Source organism: Martelella sp. AMO21009, assembly GCF_053484295.1.
On sequence record NZ_JBAKFR010000015.1, the window covers coordinates 90,660 to 113,785 of the forward strand.

A 23,126-nucleotide genomic window follows, 5' to 3' on the forward strand; every position below is an offset into this window, starting at 1 on the left:
GTTGTTGATCTTCACGGTGATTTGGCTGGGATCCTGGCGATCACGGCGGACCTCCCGTCTCTCCTCAAATTGGACGAGACAGAGATCCTCAAACACAAAAAGCTCCTGGAACCGGTTAGGGCTTCAAGAGCGGATGATTTTGATGATCGGCAAGTTAATTTGGTTTCGGGGGCCGGATTTGATTGTTTTCCGTCCCGCTGTGTCGGGCATTGCCCTCCTGGCGGGAGCCTGGCCAGATTAAAATCTGTATCCGTTACCAACAAAAAAACCCGGCGCGAGGCCGGGTTATTTGTTGGTTGCGGGGGCAGGATCTGATCACAACTTGCGCCCGGACGGCCGACCCATGGGGCCGAATGACGTTAGGAATGTCGCGAAGCAAGTAGCGGTGGTTGCTGAGACAGCCAGCGTTTTGCGATTGTTATTTCGAGCAGCGGCTTAGCGCTGGCGACACCGAGACAGCACACTTGAGCATCATCCTCCGAAGGCGGAGGCCAGAGGTTCGGATCCTCTCGAGTGCGCCATTTTTCAAATCAATTCAGATATTTGAGCGAAAGTGACCTCCGTACGCTGCCCGAGACAAGGCAATGTCGGTCAACTTCATGACAGTATGACGTTGACGTGGTTACCACGACAACGCACCGCCGACACTAAACCTGGGATAGAAACTGCGGATCATTGAGACGAGCTGTGACCCAAACTCCGGCTTTTCAAGCCGGTGCACCGCAAAGCTACCGTGAGCCACAAGGATCTGCCAACCAAACCGCAAATAGCAGCGCATCACAGATATTCCAGAAAACTGTCGAGAAACACCCGTACTCGGGCCGGAAAGTACCTACGGCTCGGATAGATCGCGTGGATGCAGATTTCTTCTCCGGCATGGTTCGGGAACAGGCGGACCAACCTGTTTTCTTCGACATCCTTTTCGACAAGGAATTCCGGTAGAAAACCGATGCCCATGCCTTCGATCGTCGCAGAGCGAATGGCATCGCCGCTGCTGAACCGAATCTGCGAGGGCGTATCGATCGATATCGTCTTTCCGTCGGGATCTATAAGCGTCCAGAGGCTGCCTGCAGCATTTGAGCCATAAATCAGCCTTTGATGCCCGCCGAGATCGAGGAGGTCCGGGGGAACACCTTTCTCGTTGATGTAAGCCGGTGAAGCGTACAGATGCGGGCGCGTTCGGTTGATCACGCGCGCGATCAACTGCGCGCCTTCGAAGCTGCGCCCAACCCGAATTCCCAAATCAAATCCTTCTTCGACAAGATCGACGAGCCGGTCGGTGAAACTGACCTCGATCTTGAGATTCGGCCACGTCTGCAGGAACGATTTCAAAAATGGGATGAGGACGATGCGCCCATAGGCCTCGGACACGGTCACCCGGAGCGTGCCATGCGGCGCAGGTGCACCCTTCATGACGCTTGCTTCGGCTTCCTCCAAATCTTGCAGTATCTGAACGCAACGCTCGTAAAACGTCTGTCCGTCGGTTGTCAGGGACACCTGGCGTGTCGTCCTGTGAAACAATCTGGTGCCAAGATGCCGCTCGAGCCTTGCCATCCCCTTTCCGGCTGCCGAGCGTGTCAAACCAACAACTTTGGCACCGCCAACGAAGCTGCCAGTCTCCGCGATCGCGACGAATATCCGCAACGCACTGATGTCGATGTCATAGGCTCCCGACTGTCGATCAGGGATTTTGGTTGAAGCCATTGGCGACCGCCATTCTCCAATTGTGCATCTATATGAGTTTTGAAGATCACATATCGACAATGGAGTAAGCAATGATTCCCGAGAATGCAAAGAAGGCCCTTGATGCCTGGGTGCGGGCAGCCGGTCCGATCGGCGAAAAATTCTTTGGTAATTCCGATGCTCACTGGAGTGATATCCGCGCTTCCTATATGGATGCGCTGGACGGTCTGTTTCCTGCGATTGACGGCGTCACTTTCGAGCAGGCCGATCTTGGCGGTGTGTCGGCAATGGCGGTGACACCGAGAGAGGTCGTGGATGGCCGTACGATGCTCTAACTGCATGGCGGCGGTTATGTTCATGGCGGGGTGAAGGCCTATCGCGGATTGACGTCGCGCTATGCGCAGGCGCTCAATGCCAAAATCTATGTCCCCGACTATCGTCAGGCGCCGGAATTTCCGTTCCCCGCACCGATTGAAGACGCCGTTTCCGCTTATGGAGCGCTGCTAAAAAGCGGAGTGGACCCGCGCTCTTTGGTGCTTTCCGGCGATTCTGCTGGCGGCACGCTGGTCGTGACGACAATGCGGAAACTAAGGGATGCTGGTACCGCGCTTCCGGCTGCCGGCGTGGCGATTTCACCATGGGCCAATCTGACCCATAGCGGCTTGTCCGCAACCGTGCGCGATGGCCTTGATCCGCTATGTTCAGTCGAGTTCCTCAATATGCTGGCTCGGACCTATCTAGCCGGCGAATTGCCGACACATCCGGATGCGTCGCCAGTCTTTGCGGATGTTCATGGCCTTTCGCCGATCTTGATTCAGATCGGGGAGAATGAGGTCATGCTCAGTGATGCGATCCATCTTGCTGCAAATCTGGGCGAAGCCCGCGTGCGCACCTCGCTCGAAGTCTGGCCAGAAATGTTCCACGTCTGGCATCTGTTTGCCGGCATTCTGCCACAGGCTGACCAGGCGCTACGCAACGCAGTCCGTTTTCGGGACGACGCCCTCGCGGCGGCCGTGTCCGGAGCGTAGCAGTCCATCGCCGGGACTAGACAGTAAAACCTCGGGCTGGTTCGCAGACGATTTTTAATCGGGACCGGCCCAGGCAAAATGCTTTATCTCGCACAAATCTGAAACTGGACTGGCGTATCGTTTCGCGTGAGCGAAGCGACGGGTAAAGCCCCCTGAGCCAGCCGCGTGCCGATCTCATATCGCGTGCGCCGTCAGCCGTTCGACCGGGTCAGATCAATCGGAAGAAAGGCCTGGGTCCGTACCTTGCCCGGCGGCTGTCCGGTCGTGCGCTTGAAGGCACGGGCAAAAGCAGCCTGCGAACCATAGCCGAGACGTTCGGCGACGATGCTGATCGGCATGCTGTCGCGACCAATCCATTGCGACGCTTTATGCATGCGAAGCGCTGTGACATATTTCTGCGGGGTCGTACGCTCGAACACCATATGGCGGCGTCAAGGTACGGGTTCCTTGATATGTTCCAGGCGCTTGACCGGGACTCGCGCCTATCAACCGGGCTTCGGACAGGAGAGCTAGCGGGCCTAAGGCTTTTTACCGAGCGCGTCGCCCCGCTAGTCGCGGCTGCACAGGCGAACAATGCCTTCGCAGTCATGGCTCACCTCCGCGCAACTTCTCCCCTTCTGAAGCGATCCGCGATTGCTGACCCGGATCGACAAGACGCGCATTGCCAAGTTGAACGCATCCAAAGAACGACCATCGTACTCAAGCTTCGAGGCGTACACACAAGCAAGACCTTCCCGAAGGGAAAGGTGAGGCAGGTTCGTCATTCACCCGTCGGCGTTTGACGTTCTTCGGCGAGAATGTCCGTGACTTGCCAGTTCTCACCATCCCGCGTCGCAACGAACTCCCGGTCCCACACGCCCCATCGTTCTGAAAGCGGACGGTGTGCGAGCGGATTGTGCACATAGGTGAGAGGACGAACGCGACGGGATATATTGCCGAGGCCGATGCGCGACCAAACAACACCCGAGATGTCGGCGAAGCGCTCGTCGAGAAAGGCCGTTCCCGGAATCGGATCACCGTCGCGTTCAATGACTGGCGTAGCGTGAAACCCTTGGTCAACGATTTCGCCGGTCTCGCGGTCGATGGCGACATAGGCGTCGCCGATCGGATAGAGCGAGCTTATGATCAGAGGTGGATCTTCGCCGACATACGGCCCGAAACGGCTCGCGCTGATGGCAATGATGCGGACATCGTCCGCCGCGATGACACCCTCGTCCAGATAGCGCGCAATCGCGCGTGATTTCGTCCAGAAGGCGCTCGTCGTGCGAAGTTGAGCCTGACGAACGGGCACAGCAATCAATCCCCCGCCCTCGTTGATGGGCACGGGACGCACGATCTGGTCCGGTCCAGGCTCGCCGTCATCTGGTGTGATCGCCTCGATCCAGATCCGGCGGCCGTCCTCCACGATGCAAAGGTCGGGCTGCCCCCCTTCGCGGAGACGCTCGGCCGCAGGCAGAAGCGCGCGCCCAGCTTCCAGCAATGTGCAGCCGAGGTACATTTCCCAGAAGCGGCCATCGACGTCGCGAGCGAAACCGTGCCGAAAATCGGGATCGGCGTAGGGCTCGTAGGTCTCCCACATCGCCTCGATGAGCTCGTACATTTCCTGTTCGGCCCGGTATTGCTGCGCCTTGATATTGACGAAGCCCGGATCGAGATTGTTGCCATCGACATCGAATATGCGGCTCACGGATTTGCGGCTCCGACTGGATCGACGGCAAGGTTGGTCGGGAAACCACCATGGGGTGGCGCGATATAGGCCTGGCGCGCCTTGGCGATCGGCCACGCCTTGTCCCGCGACCAGTAGAAGTCGAGGTGCCCCTGCGCGGCCTGTCGTATTTCATGTTCCATCTCTGTGCTCTCCCGCGTTCCGGGGACAGCTAGGAGGCGTCCTGTCGCAAAGCAGCGCACTGCGCCGCGAGCAGTCCTCTCAGCGTCGAACAGAACGTCTTCTAGGCATATGCCATAGATATCGCGTGTTATGACGCCCGTTTCGCTTTCAATGAGAAGATCCTTCGACGCCTTGTCGAACCAGACCTTGACACGGCTCCCGATGGCCGGTGGCTGCCGCTGGATGTGGGGAATGGCCCGCTTGGCCAATTTATCTGTCGGCATTGCTGAAACTCTTCATCTGTGTTGAACGCGAAGGGCCATACTCGATTCTCAGCGCCTTGTTGCTGCGATCGACGCGGCGATGTCGGCAATCGAGCGAAACAGAACCAATGGATCGTCTTTCGAAGGCAAAAAACCGCGGCGTTGCCAGAACTGCGCTGCCTCCGCATCGACGGCGTTGACCATCAGTGCGCGTCCACCCACGAGTGCGGCTGCTTGGACGCAGCGCTGCAGTGCGTGCTTCAGCAGCCCTGTGCCGATCCCGTGACCAGCCCAAGCGGTGTCGGTGGCCAATTGGCCGAGAAGGAGACAGGGAACTGGATCTGGTGGTTGACCTGTTCGAACTGAGCGAGGCAATACCGAAGGAACAACGGCCGTCGGTGCAAGACCATAGTAGCCGATGACACGGCCATCATCGTGGACGACTATGACGGCGGTAAAGCCCTTCTCTTGGTTCGATAGTGCCCGAGTCCTAAGCCAGTGATCGAGTGTCGGCTTACCGCACGAGAATTCGGAGACATCATGCGCTGCGGTGAGCGCTTCCGGAGCTGATAGAGGCACGACTCACCGCTTGGCAACGTAGCCGGGCTCCCACGGTGCGGGCCGCTTGGCTAGATCGACCATCTCGGGAACCGGAGCAGCCGGGCGGGACAGGACATCCATGAAGTCAGCGAAGCCTTCAGGGCTCATGCGGATTAGCCGGTTTTCCATCACGACCTCCTCGGCGGCTCGAACGGCTGCATCGCGCACAAAGTCGGTGCGCGAACGGCCACGCAACGTGGCGGCACGGTCGATCATCGCAACGTCCGACTCTGGCAGTCGCATCGAGATAGGATATTCCTTACGGTCGGCTGTGGTGGCCATGGGGCACCTCCTTTGGACCCGAAGATAATACCTTGTAGCGCAAATAGCAATACGCTATGATCGTTGCTGTCTGGTCTTTCGCTCAAGATTGGAAGATCGCGGGAACAAGAGGAGTTTCAGGGCGGTAACTCGTATGGACCACGCGCCGAAATCGCAAAACCGAGCTAGGTTATTTCACTATGCTGGCGCCAGCTATGATGCGCCGCAGGGCGCAGACATGCGAATGAACCTGCCTAACACCGCCGAATATTCTACCGTGATTTCAGTTGTTTATTGTCGATCAGGCGTAAATTCTGGTGAGTATGAGCCGGAAAGCAAGCCAACCGAGATCAACGACTGTGCCGAGCGGCCGCGAAGAGCTGCTCGAGGCTTTGCTCGTCGAGGCGCCGGAGCTGAGCTTCACGCCGCGGGGCGATCCCGACCCTCGCCTCGTCCGGTTGGTCGAGTTTCTCGCACGACAGGCGGCTCGCGAGTTCTACGAGCAAGAAGTCAAGAAGCAGGGCTCGCGCGGCTCCTGATCGCCTTGGGAGACGCACAGTGAAGGTCGCCATCTACGCCCGTTATTCCTCGGACAATCAGCGCGACGCCTCTATCGCCGATCAGTTCCGCATGTGCCGACTCCATGCCGAGAAGCAGGGCTGGATCATCGTCGAAGAATATTCCGATCATGCGATCTCAGGCGCTTCGCTGCTACGTCCGGGCGTGCAGACACTGATCTCCGATGCTACACGCGGCCGCTTCGATCTCGTCCTTGCCGAGGCAATGGACCGTCTCTCGCGCGATCAGGAAGACATCGCCGGCCTCTTCAAGCGGATGTCCTATTCGGACGTGAAGATCTTCACCCTGTCCGAGGGCGAGGTCTCGCACCTGCATGTCGGCCTGAAGGGCACGATGAACGCGCTTTTCCTCAAGGACCTGGCCGACAAGACGCGAAGAGGTCAGCGAGGGCGCGTGGAGGCTGGCAAGTCGGGCGGTGGCAACGCCTACGGGTATGACGTCGTCAAGAAGCTCGACGGCAACGGCGAACCAATTAGAGGCGATCGAACTATAAACGAGCCTCAAGCAGAGGTCGTTCGGCGCATCTTCCGCGACTATGCCGCAGGCAAATCGGCCAAGACGATCGCCTTCGCGCTCAACAAGGAAGGAATCCCTGCACCGTCCGGTGGGGATTGGGGCTTCAGCACGATCAACGGCAACCCGAAGCGCGGGAACGGCATCCTCAACAACGAGATGTATGTCGGCAAGATCGTTTGGAACCGACAGCGCTTCGTGAAGGACCCCGACACGGGCAAACGCCAGGCACGACCGAACCCGGAAGAGGAATGGGTGATCCAGGACGTGCCGGAACTGCGTATTTTGGAGGACAAGCTCTGGGAAGCCGTGAAAGCCCGACAAGCCAGAAACAGACTCGCACGGGATGAGAACGGTCACGCCGAGGTGGCAGCAGTCCATCGGCGCCGCCGTCCGAAGTACCTCTTCTCGGGCCTGACCAAATGCGCATGCTGCAGTGGCGGATACTCGGCGATCTCCGCGACGTTGATCGGCTGTTCTACGGCGCGAAACAAGGGCACTTGCGACAATCGCGTCAACATCCGCCGCGATTAGTTGGAGTCCCGTGTACTGAACGCCCTGCGCACCCGGCTCGTGGACCCGGCGCTATTCGCCAGGTTCTGCGAGGTCTTCACGCAGGAGGTCAATCGCCTGCGCATGGAAGGTCGCGCCAGCGTGGCCGCGGCAGAGGCCGAGATAAGGAAGATTGATCGCGAGCTGGATACCCTGCTCGACCTCATCCTCAAGGGAGGCGCGGCCGACAGGATCAACGAGAAAATGGTTGGCCTGGAGCAGCGCAAGAAGGAAGTGGAAGCCTTCCTCGCAGAGGCTGACGAGCCTCCGCCGCTTCTGCATCCCTCGATGGCGCAGCTCTACCGCTCGCGTGTCCAAGGCCTCTACGACGCCCTACAGGGTGAGGACGAGGAGAAGCGGACAGAAGCCGCCGATATCATCAGGACGTTGGTCGAGGACATCGTGCTGACGCCGGTTGATGGCAAGGTGGAGATCGACGTTCGCGGCGATCTCTCTGGAATCCTTACGCTTTCCGTTCAAACGAAAAACCCCGCCGGAGGGGCGGGGTCATCGCAAGTAAAGATGGTTGCGGGGGCACGCAACCCCCGATACCAACACTCGATTGAAGTGGAGGTCTGACCTAGATGATATTCCGCGTCAACTCTTCAATCAAAAGTGCCGCTGCGCGATCAACCTGACCACTATCCGAGAATCGACCAAAACCGAACCTTATGCATTCCGACGCTGCCTCACGATTTACTCCCATGGCACTCAGAACATGCGAGGGCTCGATCGTTCCAGACGAGCAAGCAGACTGCGTCGATGCAGCTATGTGCGGCTGCAGACGAGCCAAGAGGTCGGCAGCATTTTGACCGCGGACATGCATAAGCGCATTGCCAGGGTGACGATTCTCCCGTCCCCCAACCAAGCTAGCAATCTGTTTTTCCTCAAGTATTTTGACAAATCGATTTCTTAGTAACGAGATCCGCTCGCGCTCAGCCTGTCCATCAATCGAAACGAGCCGGCAAGCCTCTCCGAACCCCATGATCAGCTCTGTAGGCATCGTTCCGCCACGACGCCCTCCTTGTTGACCTGCGCCAACGATAACGGGCTTTACCAAGTCGGACGCCCCGGGCCCCACAAGAAGCGCCCCGATTCCCTTGGGCCCATACAACTTGTGTGCTGAGATCGTCGCGAGCGGGATGTCGAGGTGAAGGAGATCGATATCCAATGCAAGCGGAGCCTGAGCAAGGTCCGCATGGAACAGGACCCTGCGAGACTTGCAGAGGGTCGCTATTTCGGCAAGTTCCGCGATAGCGCCGTTTTCGTTGTTCACGCCCACGACGGAAACAAGCGCCGTGCCATCGCTTATCATCGCACGCAGGTGGTTGGGATCCGGAGCACCTCGTCTGTCGAGTGAAATGTGCCTGACCGTCAAGCCGCTGCTGTCCGCCTCGGCACGAATGGAACCATGGTCTGCCGAGCCGATCAAAACCTCTGCTCGTCCCGTGCGAGATGCGACCGCCTTGGCAGTGTTCAACGCCATCGCGTTTGCTTCGCTCGCCCCTGACGTGAAAACCACATCATCAGCTTGAAGCCCGAAAAGGGCGGCCACCTGCACCGCAGCGGCGTCAATTGCCGCCGCCGCTCGCCAACCGAGGACATGATCGGCCGCATGCGGGTTGGCGAAGTACGTCGCATATGCCGTCTGCATCACCCGCAAGACGCGGTCGTCCAATGGGGTCGCCGCCTGATAGTCGAGATAGATGGTGTCTCCAACTTGCATAAGGGCCTCGGTGCTGGACGAACTCTCCAGTAGCTTGTATAACTTTTTGTGCTGGATGACATCCCCAGGAGGCAAAGTGAGCGCTCAAGAACTGAAGAACGGTCAGTACCGCCCATGCTTCTCGGGGCATGAGACCTTTCCTTTACGCTACGGTTGGCTGCAAAAGGCCTATGTTGCCGTCAACGACGCCCCCTCACCCAAGGATGCAGTCCATGTATTCCGTGACCCGGAATCCATCGCTCGCTTTGGTGTTGGCCGAAACATGGTGGGCGCAATTCGGTATTGGGCTACCGGCGCCGGGGTCCTCGATGAGACCGATGACGGCCTCGAAACCGCGTGGCTCGGAGACATGTTGTTCGGTCCGGACGGTATCGACCCCTACCTTGAGGAAGACTCCTCCCTTTGGCTGCTCCATTGGAATTTGGCTGCACGCCCCCGCCTGACGTCAGCCTATTGGCTCTTCAATGAGTTCCGTGGCGGCAGCTTCGTTAGGCAGGATATCGTTTCCGCTCTGCTCGCACTCGCACAGGAATGCGGATGGAGCCGAGTAGCTCCGACCACCGTGGACCGTGACCTACAATGTCTGTTGAGAACATATATCGGCGGTCGCGGTTCAAGCGACGCCGGAGATTCCATTCTAGCCGAACTCGGGCTGATCCGCCCTATGGATAAGCACCGCTCACGGCTTTCGCGGGGGCAAAAGCCCAATCTCCCCGACGCCGTCTTTCTGTTTTGCCTCAATGAGTTCTGGGAAAACTTCGCGCCGGCGCAGAATACGATGTCATTCGAAAACGCGGCATACGCGCCACGATCTCCCGGTAGGGTCTTCTTGCTCGATGAGGAAGACATCGTGGAACGCCTTGAGCGGCTCGAAGAGATTTCCGATGGAATGCTTGCCTGGTCGGAGACAGCCGGACTCCGGCAGATCATCCGCAACAGAAATCATTCAGAGGGTCTTGAACGCAAGAATCTTCGTAACGCTCTCATTGGTGCACATATCCAGGTGGCTGCATGACCGACCCAATAGGAATCACACCAAGGTTCCGCCGATCGGTACGGATCGATTCCGATTTTGCCTCCGCCACCGCTATTGACGGCTTCTATTGCCCGCCATCGTTTCAAGCCGCAGTGACCTTCATGGCCGCGCATGTTGCCGACACTCAACAAGGCGCGTTCACATGGACCGGCCCATATGGTGGTGGCAAATCGAGCCTTGCACTAGCACTTGCCTGCCTATTCGGCGCACCCAAGCCCGTGCGGGAACAAGCCGCAACATTGTTTGGCGAAGCGGTCATGAGCGCCTTGAAAGCAGCTCTACCCCACTTTCCGGCTCGCTGGAGCGTTTTGCCGCTCGTTACCGAACGCCGCTCGATTTCTGCACAACTCGCTGAACATCTTGAGCTTCCTCCCGATGCGGCATCGGCCAAAATTATTAGGGAAATTGAGCGCCGATCTAAGGATCGCGGTCTTCTTCTTATTATGGACGAACTCGGGCGAGGCCTGGAAGCCGCTGCCGACGGGGACGGTGATATTCACCTCCTGCAGGATCTTGCTGAACTCGCTTCCCGAAGCCACGGCAAACTGATCTTTCTCGGAATCTTGCATCAGGCCTTCGAAGAGTATGCCGAGCGGCTGAGCCGAAACGCGCGGGATTCCTGGGCAAAAATCCAGGGCCGGTTTGTCGACATTTCGATTTCCGTTTCACTGGAAGAGACCATCGAGCTGATCGGTGAGGCATTGGGCCATCAACGTGCGGTCCGAAAAGCACTTCCACTGGCCGAAGCGTGTGTCGGACATCTCAGACCGGCGAGAAGCAAATCCGATGCGAAGCGCCTAACCGGCAAACTCGCGCGAACAGCGCCGCTCCATCCCTTTACGGCTTGCCTTCTTGGCCCCTTGTCTCGCAGGAGGTTTGGCCAAAACCAGCGGAGCATATTCTCGTTTCTGAGCTCTGCGGAGCCCTATGGTTTGCAGGATGCGCTGACAGGAGAGGCAACCGACAGTGTCTACCCGCCTTATCTCCTTTGGAGTTACCTGCAAGCAAACTTCGAGCCTGCCATCCTATCTTCCCCCGACGGACGTCGTTGGGCGTTGGCCCATGATGCAATCGAAAGAGCGATAGCACGAGGCGCTAGCGATACGGAGCTGAAGGTTCTGAAGACAATAGCGACGCTGGATCTACTTAAGGACAGGTCCGGGCTTGCAACACAGCCCGCAACGATCGCAATGGCCCTCCATGAGGTTAACCGTGTCGACGTCGACAGCGCATTGGCGCACCTGGAACGTCAATCGGAAATCGTTTTCCGAAAACATGCTGGCATCTATGTGCTCTACGCAGGATCGGATTTCGACGTAGAAGCACGGCTTCAGGAAGCAATCGCAGAAGCTAACGATATCGATCTCAATCTGGTCCGGACTCTGGCTGATCTGCAGCCAATGCTGGCCAAACGTCATCATGAAAAAACCGGAGCCATGAGATGGTTCGAGATGTCGATCGAACCGGTATCGGAGCTTGAGACTCTACCCACACCGACATATTCCCAAGACACGATTGGCCGCATTGTTTTCCCTTTGCCCACGCGAGGCGAATCATCAGAGGAGGCAATCGGCACCTACGAGCGCGCCATAAGATCTTGCAAATCTCATCCATTGTTCATCGGACACCACCGCAGCGCTGGCAAGTTGCTCGATCTTGCACGCGAATTGACCGGCCTGAGCGGCCTTGTGAACCGGTTTCCTGAACTAAGAGGGGATCCGATAGCACGGCGCGAGATCGATGCGCGCGTCACAGAAGTGCGCCAGAAGCTCGAAGACAACCTACACGGCTTGATTGGAGAATGCGTGTGGTATGAAGGCGCCAACGAACCTCGCCGCCTGACCAAGCGTCGCCTGAATGAGCTCTTGTCATCCCGCGCCGGCACAATTTTCAGAGACGCACCTGATATTCGCAATGAGCTTCTGAACTGCTCGGAGCCATCCTCAAACGCGGTTAGCGCGCGAACCAAGCTCATGAAGCGGATGACAATGCATGCATCCGAATCGAATTTGGGATTTGAGGGCAAGAACTATCCGGCCGAGCGCGGCCTCTACATATCCCTGCTGCAAGAAACGGGGTTGCATATCGAGGGTGAGTACCAAGTACCGAAGCAGGGAGATCAATTGCATCCACTGTGGCGGGTGGCTGACGCGTTGCTGGATGATGCCGAGCACGGCATCGTTACGGCCGATGAAATCATCGAGACCTGGGGTAAGGATCCCATAGGCCTCAAGCTAGGACTCGGCCCCGTATTTGTCGTAGCCTACATTATGTCACGCCGCGCTCAGGTCGCAGTCTATGGCGAAGGTGTATTTCAGAGCAACTTCAACGAACTTTGTGTCGAATTCCTAGCAAGAAACGCCAAGGACATCGGCCTGCGGCGTGTGGAAATGGAAGGGTTCATCGGAGAAACGCTTGAGGAATTGGGGGGCCTCCTGAAGCTTAAAAGGCCGGCCGAACCGCTACTTGTCGCGCGAACGATCATTGGGGAGTTCGACGCGCTTGTACCGTGGACCGCGCGGACTCAATCGCTTTCACCGCAAACACTACAGGTTCGCGAAATCCTCAAGCGGGCTAACGATCCGAACAAGCTCCTGTTTGACGATTTGCCGCGGCTTACAGATCCGCTTTCGGACGGCCGTTTCGACCCCAAAGCAACCGCGCTTCTTCTCAGAGATGCACTAGCGGAAATGCGCGCCGCCTATCCCAAGGTTCTTGACGATCTCAAGGGCTTGATGCTGCGCGAGCTTGATGTTCGAGGTCAAGGTGAAGACGCGTTCAAGGATCTGCGCGACCGGGCGGACAACATCCGGCAGATCGGGGGCGATTTGCATTTGGAAGCCTTCGTCGGCCGACTGACGCAGTTTCATGGGACACGCGAAGACATGGAAGGTGTTGCCAGCATCGCCGCCAACAAGCTGCCGCGGGATTGGAATGACGGGGACCGCGAGCGTGCCGCTGTCGGGATCGTCGAACTCGCGTCCTCATTCCTGAAGACCGAAACAATGGCGCGAGTGAAAGGCCGCAAAGATCGCCGCCATGCGCTCGCCGTCGTGGTCGGTAAGGACTCCGCACCGCATTCTCTCTTCCGAGAGTTCGAGGTGGCGGATGCCGACCGACACGATGTGGAGCAGTTGGCCGGCATTGTCGATAAGGTACTCAGCGAAGCCGACCAGCAACGACGTGATATTATTCTGGCCGCTCTTGTCGAGGTCACATCAAAGTATATCGATTGGGACAGGCAACACCGTGTCGGAGAGCGGGCATGACCAGAACCCGCCACGTTCTGGGCTTGTCGGGAGGCAGAGATAGCGCCGCCTTGGCGGTTTTTATGCGCCAGCGGCATCCGGAAATCGATGTGGAGTATTTCTTTACCGATACGGGAAAGGAACTGCCCGAGGTCTACAAGTATCTCACACGGCTCGAAGGCTATCTTGGCAAACCCATATTGCGGCTGAATCCCGACAGGGACTTCGACTACTGGCTGAAGAGTTACAAGAGCTATCTCCCTTCCCCGCAATCACGCTGGTGCACACGGCAGCTAAAACTCCGCCCTTTCGAGCGATGGGTGCACCAATTTGTCGAAGCCGGCGAAACGGTAATTTCCTATGTCGCCATTCGTAGTGACGAGGAATATCGCGAAGGCTACCAGTCCAACAAAGACAAGCTGCTTGTCCGACTTCCATTCAAAGACACTGGCATTGATAAGGCGGGTGTAATCGAGATTCTCGAAGGCTCAGGCCTTGGCCTGCCGGACTACTATGGCTGGCGAACACGAAGCGGCTGCACGTTCTGCTTCTTTCAGCAGAAGATCGAATGGGTGCGCCTACGAGAACGCCATCCGAAGGCTTTTGAGGAAGCCAAACAATACGAGAAGAACGCTATCGAACACGGGTCTCCGTTCACGTGGAGCCAAGGTGAGTCTCTAAGTGAGCTCGAGAAGCCTGAACGCCAGGAGCAGATCAGAGTAGAACACGAACGGCGCCTGGAACGCGCACGCGCGCGCCTCCAAGCAAATCCGTTGCGGCCAGAAACCTCGATCGACCTAGACGATGTCTACGGCGGAGCGGCGAAAGCATGTCTTACTTGCCACAAGTAACATTATGAAATGTAAAGGCTCTCGGCTTATGGTTCATGTATGTTCAAGGTAACCGCCCGAACTATTCTGGAATTGGGATCGGAGCTCATCAGCTCCGATGCCATTGCATTTTATGAGCTAATCAAGAACGGGATCGATGCCGGTTCCAAAACCGGTGTAACGATTAATTTCGATATCGTCTTGGGACGACGGGACTATCAGGAATCCAAGTCCCAAGTCCTCAGCGCCATCGAAAGCAAAGATGACGAAGACGCACCCGAGTTGGATGACCTCAAGGACGAGCTCTCCGCCAAACTTAATACCGAAGCCGACGAGCTCTGGGAGGATGCCAGTGATCTTATCGAAGAGGCCGAAACACTAGAGGCATTGCTCGAAGCGCTTGAAGAGATCGACGCGCTGAACTCCATCACCATCTCGGACACGGGATCGGGCATGTCGTTGACGGAACTCGACACCGTCTTCCTTGTGATCGGAACCTCATCCCGAAAGAGCGAGATCGATGCGGCTGTTGCTGGTGGAAAGTCGCACACTCCCTTTCTCGGAGAGAAAGGGATCGGGCGCCTCTCCGCCATGCGACTTGGCGATTGTCTCTCCGTGCGAACGGCACGAACAAACGACAAGAACTACAACCTCATCGACATCGATTGGTCGCAGTTCGACGATGCCTCGAAAATGATCGAAGAAATCGACGTCGAACCAAGACGAGGCAAGAAGAAGGACGACCCGGATTTCAGCGGAACCGATATCAAGATTGGGAAACTGAATGCCGACTGGAGCGAGAAGCGTGTCGATCGCCTCGCCATTGACGACTTTTCTCTGCTTGTAAACCCCCTTGGCAAGGTCTCTGGTCAGCGTATAGCGGTCTTCTGGAATGGCAAGCGGGTCAATATCCGGAGGCTTGAGAAAAGCTTTCTTTCACACGCCAATGCTTTGGTGAAAGGCAAGTATCGCGTAAGCAAGGCCGGGCCGGAATTGGAACTTAGGATCGAACTCAACAATATCGGATTTGAGCATCCCCACGAAGTAAGCATCGAAACTGCCACGGCAGATGTTCTTCACGGTGCGTTGGTTGGGCCAAAGGCGAAACGCCGAAGAATGAACAAGCGAGATCTCGACTATTCCGCGCTGAAGCGCGTCGGTCCGTTCGATTTCGAGCTCTATTGGTTCAACCGATCAATCCAGCGCAAAGGCAAGTCGACGGGCGACTATCAAGCTTTGCGCAATCTGCTCGATCAATGGATGGGCGTGCGCTTGTATCGCGACGGTTTCCGCGTCTATCCATATGGCTCCGAAGACGACGACTGGCTGGAATTGGACAAGACTGCCTTGGCGTCGAAGGGCTATGCACTCAACCGAATCCAGCTTGTCGGACAAGTCGAGATCGGTCGCCTTCAAAATCCCCAGCTTATCGATCAAACCAATCGCGAAGGCCTTCGGCAGACCCCCGAAGAAGCTATTCTCAAAGAGACAGTTCAGTTCGCCGTCGAACGCCTCAGAGACGAGATGAATCGCGTTACCAAAGAACAAAAGGACGCCAAAGAACCCTTCATCGCCGACGAGACAAAAACGGCCGATCTCGAAAAACGGATGAAGACAGCCATCCAGTCAATTCGAAAGGTTGTTCCTTCCGAACACCGAGAGGTTGTCCAAGAGCTCGAACTGATGCGCGAGGAGTTTGCACGATACGCAGCCCAGGCCCGCGAGCGCATTGCAGACATGGAAAAAGATGCCGACCAAATGCTCGCTATGGCGGGTATCGGATTGATGGTCGAAGTCGTCGCACACGAACTTACCCGGTCGGCCGAAGACGCGCTCGACGTTCTGAATAGCCTGAAACGCAAAACTGTTCCCGACGAAATCCGCCGTCGGCTTGAGAGCCTCAGGGCGTCAATGACAAGCATCAGCAAGCGGTTGCGCATTCTCGATCCTCTCAGCGTGACGGGGCGACAACGTAAAGAGCGTTTCAACCTCGATGAACTGTTAAACGACATCTTGGAGGCGCATGAGGCGCAGTTCGAACGGCATCAGGTCGAACTGGACGTCCTGCTTCCTGAGCGATCTGTGCAGGTATCCGCAGTCAAGGGAATGGTCGTTCAGGTGCTCGAAAATCTGATCTCCAACTCTGTCTACTGGATGGACGTCGAAAAACAGAGGAAGATGTCATTCAGGCCGGAACTGACGATTTCTCTCGAAGACAACCCGCCGCGAATACGGTTCTCTGACAACGGCCCGGGCGTTTCCAAGCAATACAAGGACCGCATCTTCGATCTCTTCTTCTCGCTAAAAGACAAAAGCCGCCGTCGAGGTTTGGGCCTCTACATCGCCCGGGAAGCAGCGGAACACAATGGCGGCGCTCTAACTCTGGACCCAGACGCACTCAATGAGGAAGGGCGTTTTTCCACCTTCGACTTTCGCGTAGTGGGGGAAGATCCTTGACCGACAGGGAACAGGTACGTGACGCCGGAATCGGCTCCGCAATTATCGTCGATGACGGTTACGACGAGATCCCAGAGGTTGCAGAACTGCGAGACGAAGGCGCTTGGGATAGCTTTTTTGATGACGCCCAGGGTGTCGAAGCAGAACGGATCACAGCCCATTTTCCCGCATACAATCCAGATGACCGCGAGGAGCTGAGGTCTAATCAAGAGTTTATCAATGCGCTCTGGGAGGCTCGGGGGACTATACGGGATCTGCTCGGCGGGCTCTTTGACAACTATGAGCGAAAGATTTCGGATAATCGCCCTTTTCTCGATGCCGCAGAAGCGGCCCTAACCGCACTCGGCATCCCTTATGAAACATGTGGTCGAGATTTCGTTGGGTCAGCAATCGATGTTGATTTAATCGTCATTGACCTCTTCCTCGGTATCCAGCAGGGAGCACCGGATCGCGAATTTACTGTCGAGCGGCTCAAAGAGGTTATTAAGCGCCGAGAAGACCGCCCCCTTCCCTCTATTGTCCTCATGTCTCAGGTTCAGGGGATCGATAAGCTGGCTAAGGACTTCCGCCGCGATGTGGAGCTACATGCTTCAGCATTCCGGCAAATCAGAAAGAATGACCTGCAAAAACCCGGGCGCATGGAAGGGCTGATCCTCACCCTCGCTACGCATCGATCTGACAGCCTGGCTTTGGCCAAGTTCGTAGATACTTGGGAGGACAAAGCCATTGAAGCTGTCCACGCTGCCGCCGGCACATTGCGCAAAATCGACATCGACGACTTGCAGCATATTCGGAGCATGTTGCTCCGCTTCGAGGGTCTCAACACCTCCAGCTACATGCTCGACGTCTTCGACCGCGTCCTCCAATATGAAATCGAATCCCACAAAACTGTATTGGAAGCCGCGATCCCACTCGATCAAATGGCGGATGATCCGGCCCCGCTGATGATTTCGAATGATCGCGACACCTACGCCATTCTTGAGCAAACCCTCTTTGTAAATCCAAAACGCCGCAACCACGCCACCGGCGCTGAGTGGCCAATTGCCTTTGGCGACATTTTGGGACCGAAATCTGGAGTACCCGTGAAACGTCGCGGCTTCTTTTCTGGCCGCAATAATCTCGTCTTCTTCGTCGCTTCACCCGAGTGCGACCTGATCCGGAAAGACGGACTGACTACGGCTTTGTTGGTGGCGGGATCGCTTAAAGGCATCGACATGGCCAAACCAGGGCTTGCAGTGACGGCAAAGACAACTCCGGTACTAGTCATGAACGGGGACCAACGTTTTCAAGTCGATTGGGACTTTGGCGACCTGCGGACAATCAATCTGGATCAAGCAAGGCGATTGCTCCATACGAACCGCGGCGACATGTCGATCGTTGCGCGACTTCGGGAAGGGACCGCCCTTGGTTTACGCCAGCAGTTGCTTAGCAATGTCGGGCGGATCGGCGAACTTGCGCCACTGCCGAGATCATTGCGATTTCGAGCCAATCTTCATCTCCCTTTGCAACAAGGGGGCACACAACCGATCACTCTGCCTAACGGTGTTGAGATCACTGGAAACGTACTCATTCCGCGCCGCGGGCAGTTTGCTGCGGCGATTTTCGATTCCAATTGTGAGGATGACCTAACAGCAGCTTTGCTCGAACTGGATCTCACACATGTGGCGGCCCGCAGTCGCGCGATGTTCGAGATCCTCAAAGAGCAGACTAGGATTCGACAGATATTTCGATCAGGCTTGCAGGGAATTGACCTGCCTTTGAACGGCTTCAAGATTGCGGGATTGCTTAAACTTGACGAAGAACAGCCCGCTTCAGACGATAAGAAGCCAAAGACCGACAAGGTCGCCACCATTGTGAAGGGAGAAGATATCGTCGACGTGCTGGGGGACAGTCTTTCAAAAGCCGGTCTCATTGTTCAAATTCACGTCGATGATGCGGACTAGGTTATGGACGTCGAGGCCCTGTTCTGGAAGCTCTATCGCTGCCCCGTCGAAGCCGATGTTCACAATGTTCTTGATGACGCAGCCCTGCTCGAATCGCCCCAGAACTGGAGGCCATATGGTGGAACTGAAAATAACTACGGCGTCGTAGAAAACCAGCAGGCGTCGCCGATCCCGGCTCTCGTTGAAAAGATAACCAACGGCATAGACGCCATTCTGGAGCGACGATGCCTTGAAGAAGGGATCGACCCCAAATCGCCAGAAGCGCCAAAATCCATTCCGGAGGGCGTCTCTCGGTTCTTCCCGGGTCACAAGAACTGGGATCTGACCGCACACCGGAAGCAGCAATCCGAAACGTTGCAGATTGTTGCCGACGGCCCTCGCATGGAAACGTCCCTCGTCATCTTCGATGAAGGTATCGGACAGGCGCCGGATGATTTTGAGGACACTTTTCTGTCGCTCCTCCGCGGCAACAAAAACGAGATCCATTTCGTACAGGGCAAATACAATATGGGTGGTGCCGGCGCTGTCGCGTTCTGCGGCAAACACCGCTACCAGCTCATCGCATCAAAACGCTTCGACAACAGTTCCGAGTTTGGTTTCACCCTCGTCCGCCGACATCCGTTGACAGCGTCCGAGGAAAGCACCCGCAAGAACACCTGGTATGAGTATCTTGTGATCGACGATCGCATCCCGCGCTTCAAGATTGACGAGATCGAGCTGGGCTTGGCCAACCGAAGATTTCGAACTGGTAGCGTTGTTAAGCTCTACTCCTACGATCTGCCATCTGGCTCGCGATCAGTCATATCCCGTGACCTCAACCAAAGCCTGAACGAGTACCTTTTTCGGCCTGCGTTGCCGATTCTGACAGTCGACACAAAAGAACGGTATCCCGACGACCGAAACCTGGAGCGGGATCTCTTCGGTCTACAGCGGCGGCTGGAAGAAGACGACAGCAAGTACGTCCAGACCTACTTCTCGGATGAGATCAACGACGCCGAGATCGGGGCGCTGAAGGTCACCTCCTACGTCTTCAATGCTCGAGCGGAAGGGCGATCTTCCAAGGACACACGCAACACGATCCAGCGCGAATTCTTCAAGAACAATATGGCGGTGATCTTCTCGATGAATGGCCAGGTCCACGGCCATCTCACATCGGAATTCGTCACGCGCTCTTTGAGATTTCCCTTGCTGAAGGAGCATCTGCTGATCCATGTCGATTGCACCGGGATCAGAACCGGCGTGCGAAACGAGCTGTTCATGGCATCACGCGATCGTCTGAAAGGCGGCGAAGAGTCCCGCGATTTGCGCAAGCGCCTTGCAATGCTGCTTGCCAGCGGCCGCCTTAAGGAAATCAATGCCGCGCGCAAGGCATCCTTGAATATCGAGAGCAACGATGCGGAAGATCTCTTGCGCAACATGACCAGGCACCTGCCGCTTAAACAGGATTTGGCGAAGCTACTCAACCAAACCTTTCGACTCGATGACTCACGCGAGGGTAAGCGCCAAAAGCCGGAGACGAAAAAGAAGACCGACACCCCGAAGCCCGAAAAGCCTGAGTTCAATCCTCAACGGTTCCCGTCTACTTTCCAAATTGACGTCAAGGCGAAAGACCAGTCCGGAATGCCTTTGGTGATGCTCCCTGCAGGGAGCTCCAAGACCATACGGTTCTCAACGGACGTCGAGGACCACTATTTCGATCGCGTGTCCGAACCCGGGGAGTTACGGATCGCCGTCCTTGGACCGGAACCGTCCGACAGTAAAGGTGGAGACGAACCCGGCAGGCTGACTGACATCAAATCGGTCCTGAACGTTGTCAAATCCAGCCCGACATCCGGCACGATTCGCGTGCATATCAATGCAACGGAAGATCTTGCTGTCGGGGATGCTGTCACCCTGCGCGCCGAGTTGTCTCAACCCTCCGGTGCGTTGGAGCAAGTCTTCATGGTGAAGCTGACGAACCCCGAAAACAAGAAACCATCGACCGATCCCGGCGATACCCCGGACGACCGTCTTGGTTTGCCCGAACCCGTGATGGTTTACAAAGAACCTCGTGAGGATGGCCCCGCCAACGTGATGACATGGGAAAAACTTGATGAAAATGGCATCGACATGTCCCACGAAACCGTTGTTCATCCACTCGCCGACGAAAACGGTTTGAGCGCGGTCTACGTCAACATGGATAGCTCAGCGCTGCTTAACTACCGCAGCGGTCTGAAAACCCCGGAAGCAATCACCGTCGCAGAAAAGCGCTATTTTTCGGCGGTGTATTTCCACACCCTGTTCTTGTTTGCGATCACCAGGAACCGCAAATATGTCATTCAGCGCGAGGCTGAAGACGCGGACAGCGTGTCGATAGAAATTACCGAGTATATTTCTGACCTTTTTACCAATGCCTATGCACAGTTTCTTCTCAGCTTTGATACCCAAGAACTCATCAGTGCATTAGAAACTTGACGCCTGAGCCAACAGCAGCCAGCCATCAAAGCCGCTTCCACATTTCTGTGGCTTTACGGAGTATTCTGGAGGGGAAGGCCTTCCCCTGCGGCCGAGCCTGCCGTCTCGGCCGACCCCTTCGAGCGGGGGATTCCCCCGCAACGCCCCCTTTTGAGAGTGAGAGTGCGGACGGGTTTGCCGTGACGGGATGAGGACCGGAGGAGAGGCTTCCGGCGCCCGTCGCGGAGACCCGCGATGTCCAGTAAGAACCGCAAATCCGGCGCCCGGCGCGACCGGACCAATCTCTATTCCGAAATCACCGACAAGATCATCGCAGAGCTGGAGGCCGGCCGTGTGCCCTGGGTCCAGCCCTGGGGAACGGCGGCGACGAAGGCATCCATTGGCCTACCGAAAAACGCCTCCACCGATCGTCAGTATTCGGGCATCAACATCCTGCTGCTTTGGGGCGCCGTGATCGAGCGCGGCTTTACCGGCCAGAGCTGGCTGACCTTCCGCCAGGCGCTGTCGCTCGGCGGCAATGTCCGCAAAGGCGAACGCGGCACCACTGTCGTCTATGCCGACCGTTTCGTCCCGGAGGACGAGAAACGCCGTGCGCGCGAGACCGGCGAGGACGCCCAGGCGATCCCGTTCCTGAAGCGCTTCACCGTTTTCAACACCGACCAGTGCGATAACCTGCCCGAGGATGTGGCCGCCGCCGCGCCGCCCATGCCAACGGGTCTGATCGAACCGCGCGTCGAGGCGTTGATCGCGGCGACGGGCATCGACTTTCGCATTGGCGGCAACCGGGCCTTCTATGTGCCGACGCACGACTATGTGCAGGTGCCGCCGCCACAGGCCTATTTCGAGCCCATCAATTGGCACCGCACCGCGCTGCACGAGCTGGGCCATGCGACAGGTCATGCCTCGCGTCTGGGGCGGGATTTCTCGGGCTCCTTCGGCACGAAGAAATACGCCTTCGAAGAGCTCATCGCCGAGATCAACGCCGCCTTCTGTTGCGCCTCGCTCGGCATCGCGCCGACCGTCCGGCATGCCGACTACATCGGCTCCTGGCTCGAGGTGCTGCGCGAGGATAATCGCGCCATCGTCCGCGCCGCCAGCCAGGCGGGCAAGGCCGCCGACTGGCTCCTGGCCTTCGCGCCAGACGATGCGGAATCCAATTCGGCAAAGACATCCTGCGACAGGAGGGTGGCATGATCCTCTTGACCGACGACCTGCGCAATCGGCTGCTCGCCAATGGGCGACAGCGGGACATCGACCATGTGCCCGTGGTAAAATTCTTCAATCCAGTCGGCGCTGCCACCTGGCTCATCACCGAGATGGAGACGGACGGCGACACGCTGTTCGGCCTTGCTGATCTCGGCTTCGGATGTCCGGAGTTGGGCTCCTGCAGCCTCGCCGAACTCACCTCGGTGCGCCTACCGTTCGGTCTCGGGATCGAACGCGACATCCTGTTTCAGGCGACAGCCCCAATCTCGGTCTATGCCGAGGCCGCGCGCCGGGCCGGCCACATTGTCGAACGCGGGGATCTGCTGGAGCAAGCTGCGGCCGCAATTTCACCGCGGCGGTGACGTGGCGCTCAGACTGTCACCTTCGTGTGTGGCTCTGGCCAAGCACAGGAAAGTGAGAGGGCTGCGCCCTGTTTCCGTGACGGGTTTCAAGTCGAGAGAGAGGCTCTCGGCGCCCGTCGCGGAGTAACTCACCATGGCGACAGCAGCCAAGAAGATCACCCTCAGCGCCTCGCGCGACATCCCCTTCAACAAGCTCGTCCTCTCCCAGTCCAACGTCCGGCGCATCAAGGCCGGTGTCTCGATCGAGGACCTGGCCGAGGACATCGCCCGCCGCGGCCTCCTGCAGAATCTCAACGTCCGTCCTGTCCTTGATGGCGACGGCAAGGAGACCGGCACGTTCGAGGTTCCGGCCGGCGGCCGCCGGTTCCGGGCGCTCGAACTTCTCGCCAAGAAGAAGCGGTTGGCCCGGACCGCGCCGGTCCCCTGCAACGTACGCGAGTCCGACAGCGAGATTTCGGCCGAGGAAGATTCGCTCGCCGAAAACGTTCAGCGTGCAGCGCTGTTAGGTTCTGTGTCGCAACTGTCCTGTTGGGTTCGTACGGCCGTCATGGTTATGG

21 protein-coding genes and 1 pseudogene are annotated in these 23,126 nt (G+C 57.3%); 14 read left to right on the plus strand and 8 right to left on the minus strand.

Annotated elements, in window-relative coordinates:
• Positions 1 to 777: 777 nt before the first annotated feature.
• Positions 778 to 1,704 carry a LysR family transcriptional regulator gene (locus V6766_RS16250; RefSeq protein WP_448468185.1) on the minus strand — a complete coding sequence of 309 codons (927 nt, stop codon included), beginning with the start codon at positions 1,702 to 1,704 and terminating at the stop codon, positions 778 to 780.
• Positions 1,705 to 1,775: 71 nt separating this feature from the next.
• On the opposite strand from V6766_RS16250, the gene V6766_RS16255 reads away from it, so the two are divergent.
• Both V6766_RS16255 and V6766_RS16260 read left to right on the plus strand, forming a co-directional pair.
• A complete protein-coding gene (locus V6766_RS16255) occupies positions 1,776 to 2,018 on the plus strand; it encodes a hypothetical protein (protein WP_448468187.1) in 243 nt (80 codons plus the stop codon).
• Between the two features lie 30 nt (positions 2,019 to 2,048).
• Positions 2,049 to 2,711 carry an alpha/beta hydrolase fold domain-containing protein gene (locus V6766_RS16260; protein ID WP_448468189.1) on the plus strand — a complete coding sequence of 221 codons (663 nt, stop codon included), beginning with the start codon at positions 2,049 to 2,051 and terminating at the stop codon, positions 2,709 to 2,711.
• Between the two features lie 191 nt (positions 2,712 to 2,902).
• Here the strand turns inward: V6766_RS16260 and V6766_RS16265 are convergent, their stop codons facing one another.
• The 6 genes and pseudogenes from V6766_RS16265 to V6766_RS16290 form a co-directional block, all read right to left on the minus strand.
• Positions 2,903 to 3,133, minus strand: a complete 231-nt coding sequence (locus V6766_RS16265) for a helix-turn-helix transcriptional regulator (protein WP_448468191.1) — start codon at positions 3,131 to 3,133, stop codon at positions 2,903 to 2,905.
• 338 nt (positions 3,134 to 3,471) lie between these two features.
• Positions 3,472 to 4,398 (minus strand): hypothetical protein, encoded by a 927-nt coding sequence (locus V6766_RS16270; protein WP_448468193.1) that lies wholly within the window; start codon positions 4,396 to 4,398, stop codon positions 3,472 to 3,474.
• On the minus strand, positions 4,395 to 4,559 hold the full coding sequence (locus V6766_RS16275; RefSeq protein ID WP_448468195.1) for a hypothetical protein: 165 nt from the start codon (positions 4,557 to 4,559) through the stop codon (positions 4,395 to 4,397). Before V6766_RS16275 ends, V6766_RS16270 begins: the two co-directional genes overlap by 4 nt.
• Before the next feature lie 312 nt (positions 4,560 to 4,871).
• Positions 4,872 to 5,006, minus strand: a complete 135-nt coding sequence (locus tag V6766_RS16280) for a GCN5 family acetyltransferase (protein ID WP_448468227.1) — start codon at positions 5,004 to 5,006, stop codon at positions 4,872 to 4,874.
• Between the two features lie 6 nt (positions 5,007 to 5,012).
• Positions 5,013 to 5,381, minus strand: a pseudogene (locus V6766_RS16285) (GNAT family N-acetyltransferase); the annotation flags it as partial.
• A 3-nt stretch (positions 5,382 to 5,384) separates the two neighbouring features.
• A complete protein-coding gene (locus V6766_RS16290) occupies positions 5,385 to 5,684 on the minus strand; it encodes a type II toxin-antitoxin system TacA family antitoxin (protein ID WP_372084976.1) in 300 nt (99 codons plus the stop codon).
• A gap of 338 nt (positions 5,685 to 6,022) precedes the next feature.
• Between V6766_RS16290 and V6766_RS16295 the strand changes: the two genes are divergently transcribed.
• Genes V6766_RS16295 through V6766_RS16305 form a run of 3 tightly spaced genes read left to right on the plus strand, consistent with a single transcriptional unit; the run spans position 6,023 to position 7,886 of the window.
• A complete protein-coding gene (locus V6766_RS16295) occupies positions 6,023 to 6,202 on the plus strand; it encodes a hypothetical protein (RefSeq protein ID WP_448468197.1) in 180 nt (59 codons plus the stop codon).
• Between the two features lie 19 nt (positions 6,203 to 6,221).
• Positions 6,222 to 7,289, plus strand: a complete 1,068-nt coding sequence (locus V6766_RS16300; RefSeq protein ID WP_448468199.1) for a recombinase family protein — start codon at positions 6,222 to 6,224, stop codon at positions 7,287 to 7,289.
• Positions 7,290 to 7,886 (plus strand): hypothetical protein, encoded by a 597-nt coding sequence (locus V6766_RS16305; protein WP_448468201.1) that lies wholly within the window; start codon positions 7,290 to 7,292, stop codon positions 7,884 to 7,886.
• A gap of 1 nt (position 7,887) precedes the next feature.
• On the opposite strand, the gene V6766_RS16310 is transcribed toward V6766_RS16305, so the two are convergent.
• Positions 7,888 to 9,033: a cysteine desulfurase family protein gene (locus tag V6766_RS16310; protein ID WP_448468203.1), complete on the minus strand. Its 1,146-nt coding sequence runs from the start codon at positions 9,031 to 9,033 to the stop codon at positions 7,888 to 7,890.
• A gap of 76 nt (positions 9,034 to 9,109) precedes the next feature.
• Here V6766_RS16310 and V6766_RS16315 point away from each other — a divergent pair, with 76 nt between their 5' ends.
• The 9 genes from V6766_RS16315 to V6766_RS16355 all read left to right on the plus strand — a co-directional run.
• The gene (locus tag V6766_RS16315; protein WP_448468205.1) at positions 9,110 to 10,048 is read left to right on the plus strand and encodes a DUF4007 family protein; all 939 of its coding nucleotides are present in this window, start codon (positions 9,110 to 9,112) and stop codon (positions 10,046 to 10,048) included.
• A complete protein-coding gene (locus tag V6766_RS16320; RefSeq protein WP_448468207.1) occupies positions 10,045 to 13,338 on the plus strand; it encodes an ATP-binding protein in 3,294 nt (1,097 codons plus the stop codon). The genes V6766_RS16315 and V6766_RS16320 overlap by 4 nt, the downstream gene beginning before the upstream one ends.
• Positions 13,335 to 14,168, plus strand: a complete 834-nt coding sequence (locus V6766_RS16325) for a phosphoadenosine phosphosulfate reductase domain-containing protein (RefSeq protein ID WP_448468209.1) — start codon at positions 13,335 to 13,337, stop codon at positions 14,166 to 14,168. The genes V6766_RS16320 and V6766_RS16325 overlap by 4 nt, the downstream gene beginning before the upstream one ends.
• A gap of 39 nt (positions 14,169 to 14,207) precedes the next feature.
• Positions 14,208 to 16,604, plus strand: coding sequence for a sensor histidine kinase (locus V6766_RS16330; RefSeq protein WP_448468211.1), 2,397 nt, complete (start codon positions 14,208 to 14,210; stop codon positions 16,602 to 16,604).
• Positions 16,601 to 18,547 (plus strand): hypothetical protein, encoded by a 1,947-nt coding sequence (locus tag V6766_RS16335; protein WP_448468213.1) that lies wholly within the window; start codon positions 16,601 to 16,603, stop codon positions 18,545 to 18,547. The genes V6766_RS16330 and V6766_RS16335 overlap by 4 nt, the downstream gene beginning before the upstream one ends.
• A gap of 3 nt (positions 18,548 to 18,550) precedes the next feature.
• Positions 18,551 to 21,001: a hypothetical protein gene (locus tag V6766_RS16340; protein ID WP_448468215.1), complete on the plus strand. Its 2,451-nt coding sequence runs from the start codon at positions 18,551 to 18,553 to the stop codon at positions 20,999 to 21,001.
• 234 nt (positions 21,002 to 21,235) lie between these two features.
• Positions 21,236 to 22,195: an ArdC family protein gene (locus tag V6766_RS16345; RefSeq protein ID WP_448468217.1), complete on the plus strand. Its 960-nt coding sequence runs from the start codon at positions 21,236 to 21,238 to the stop codon at positions 22,193 to 22,195.
• Complete coding sequence (locus tag V6766_RS16350) at positions 22,192 to 22,569, plus strand: DUF2958 domain-containing protein (RefSeq protein WP_448468219.1); 378 nt, start codon at positions 22,192 to 22,194, stop codon at positions 22,567 to 22,569. The genes V6766_RS16345 and V6766_RS16350 overlap by 4 nt, the downstream gene beginning before the upstream one ends.
• A 133-nt stretch (positions 22,570 to 22,702) precedes the next feature.
• Positions 22,703 to 23,126 (plus strand): ParB/Srx family N-terminal domain-containing protein (locus V6766_RS16355; protein WP_448468221.1); only part of this gene is annotated, 424 nt, incomplete at its 3' end.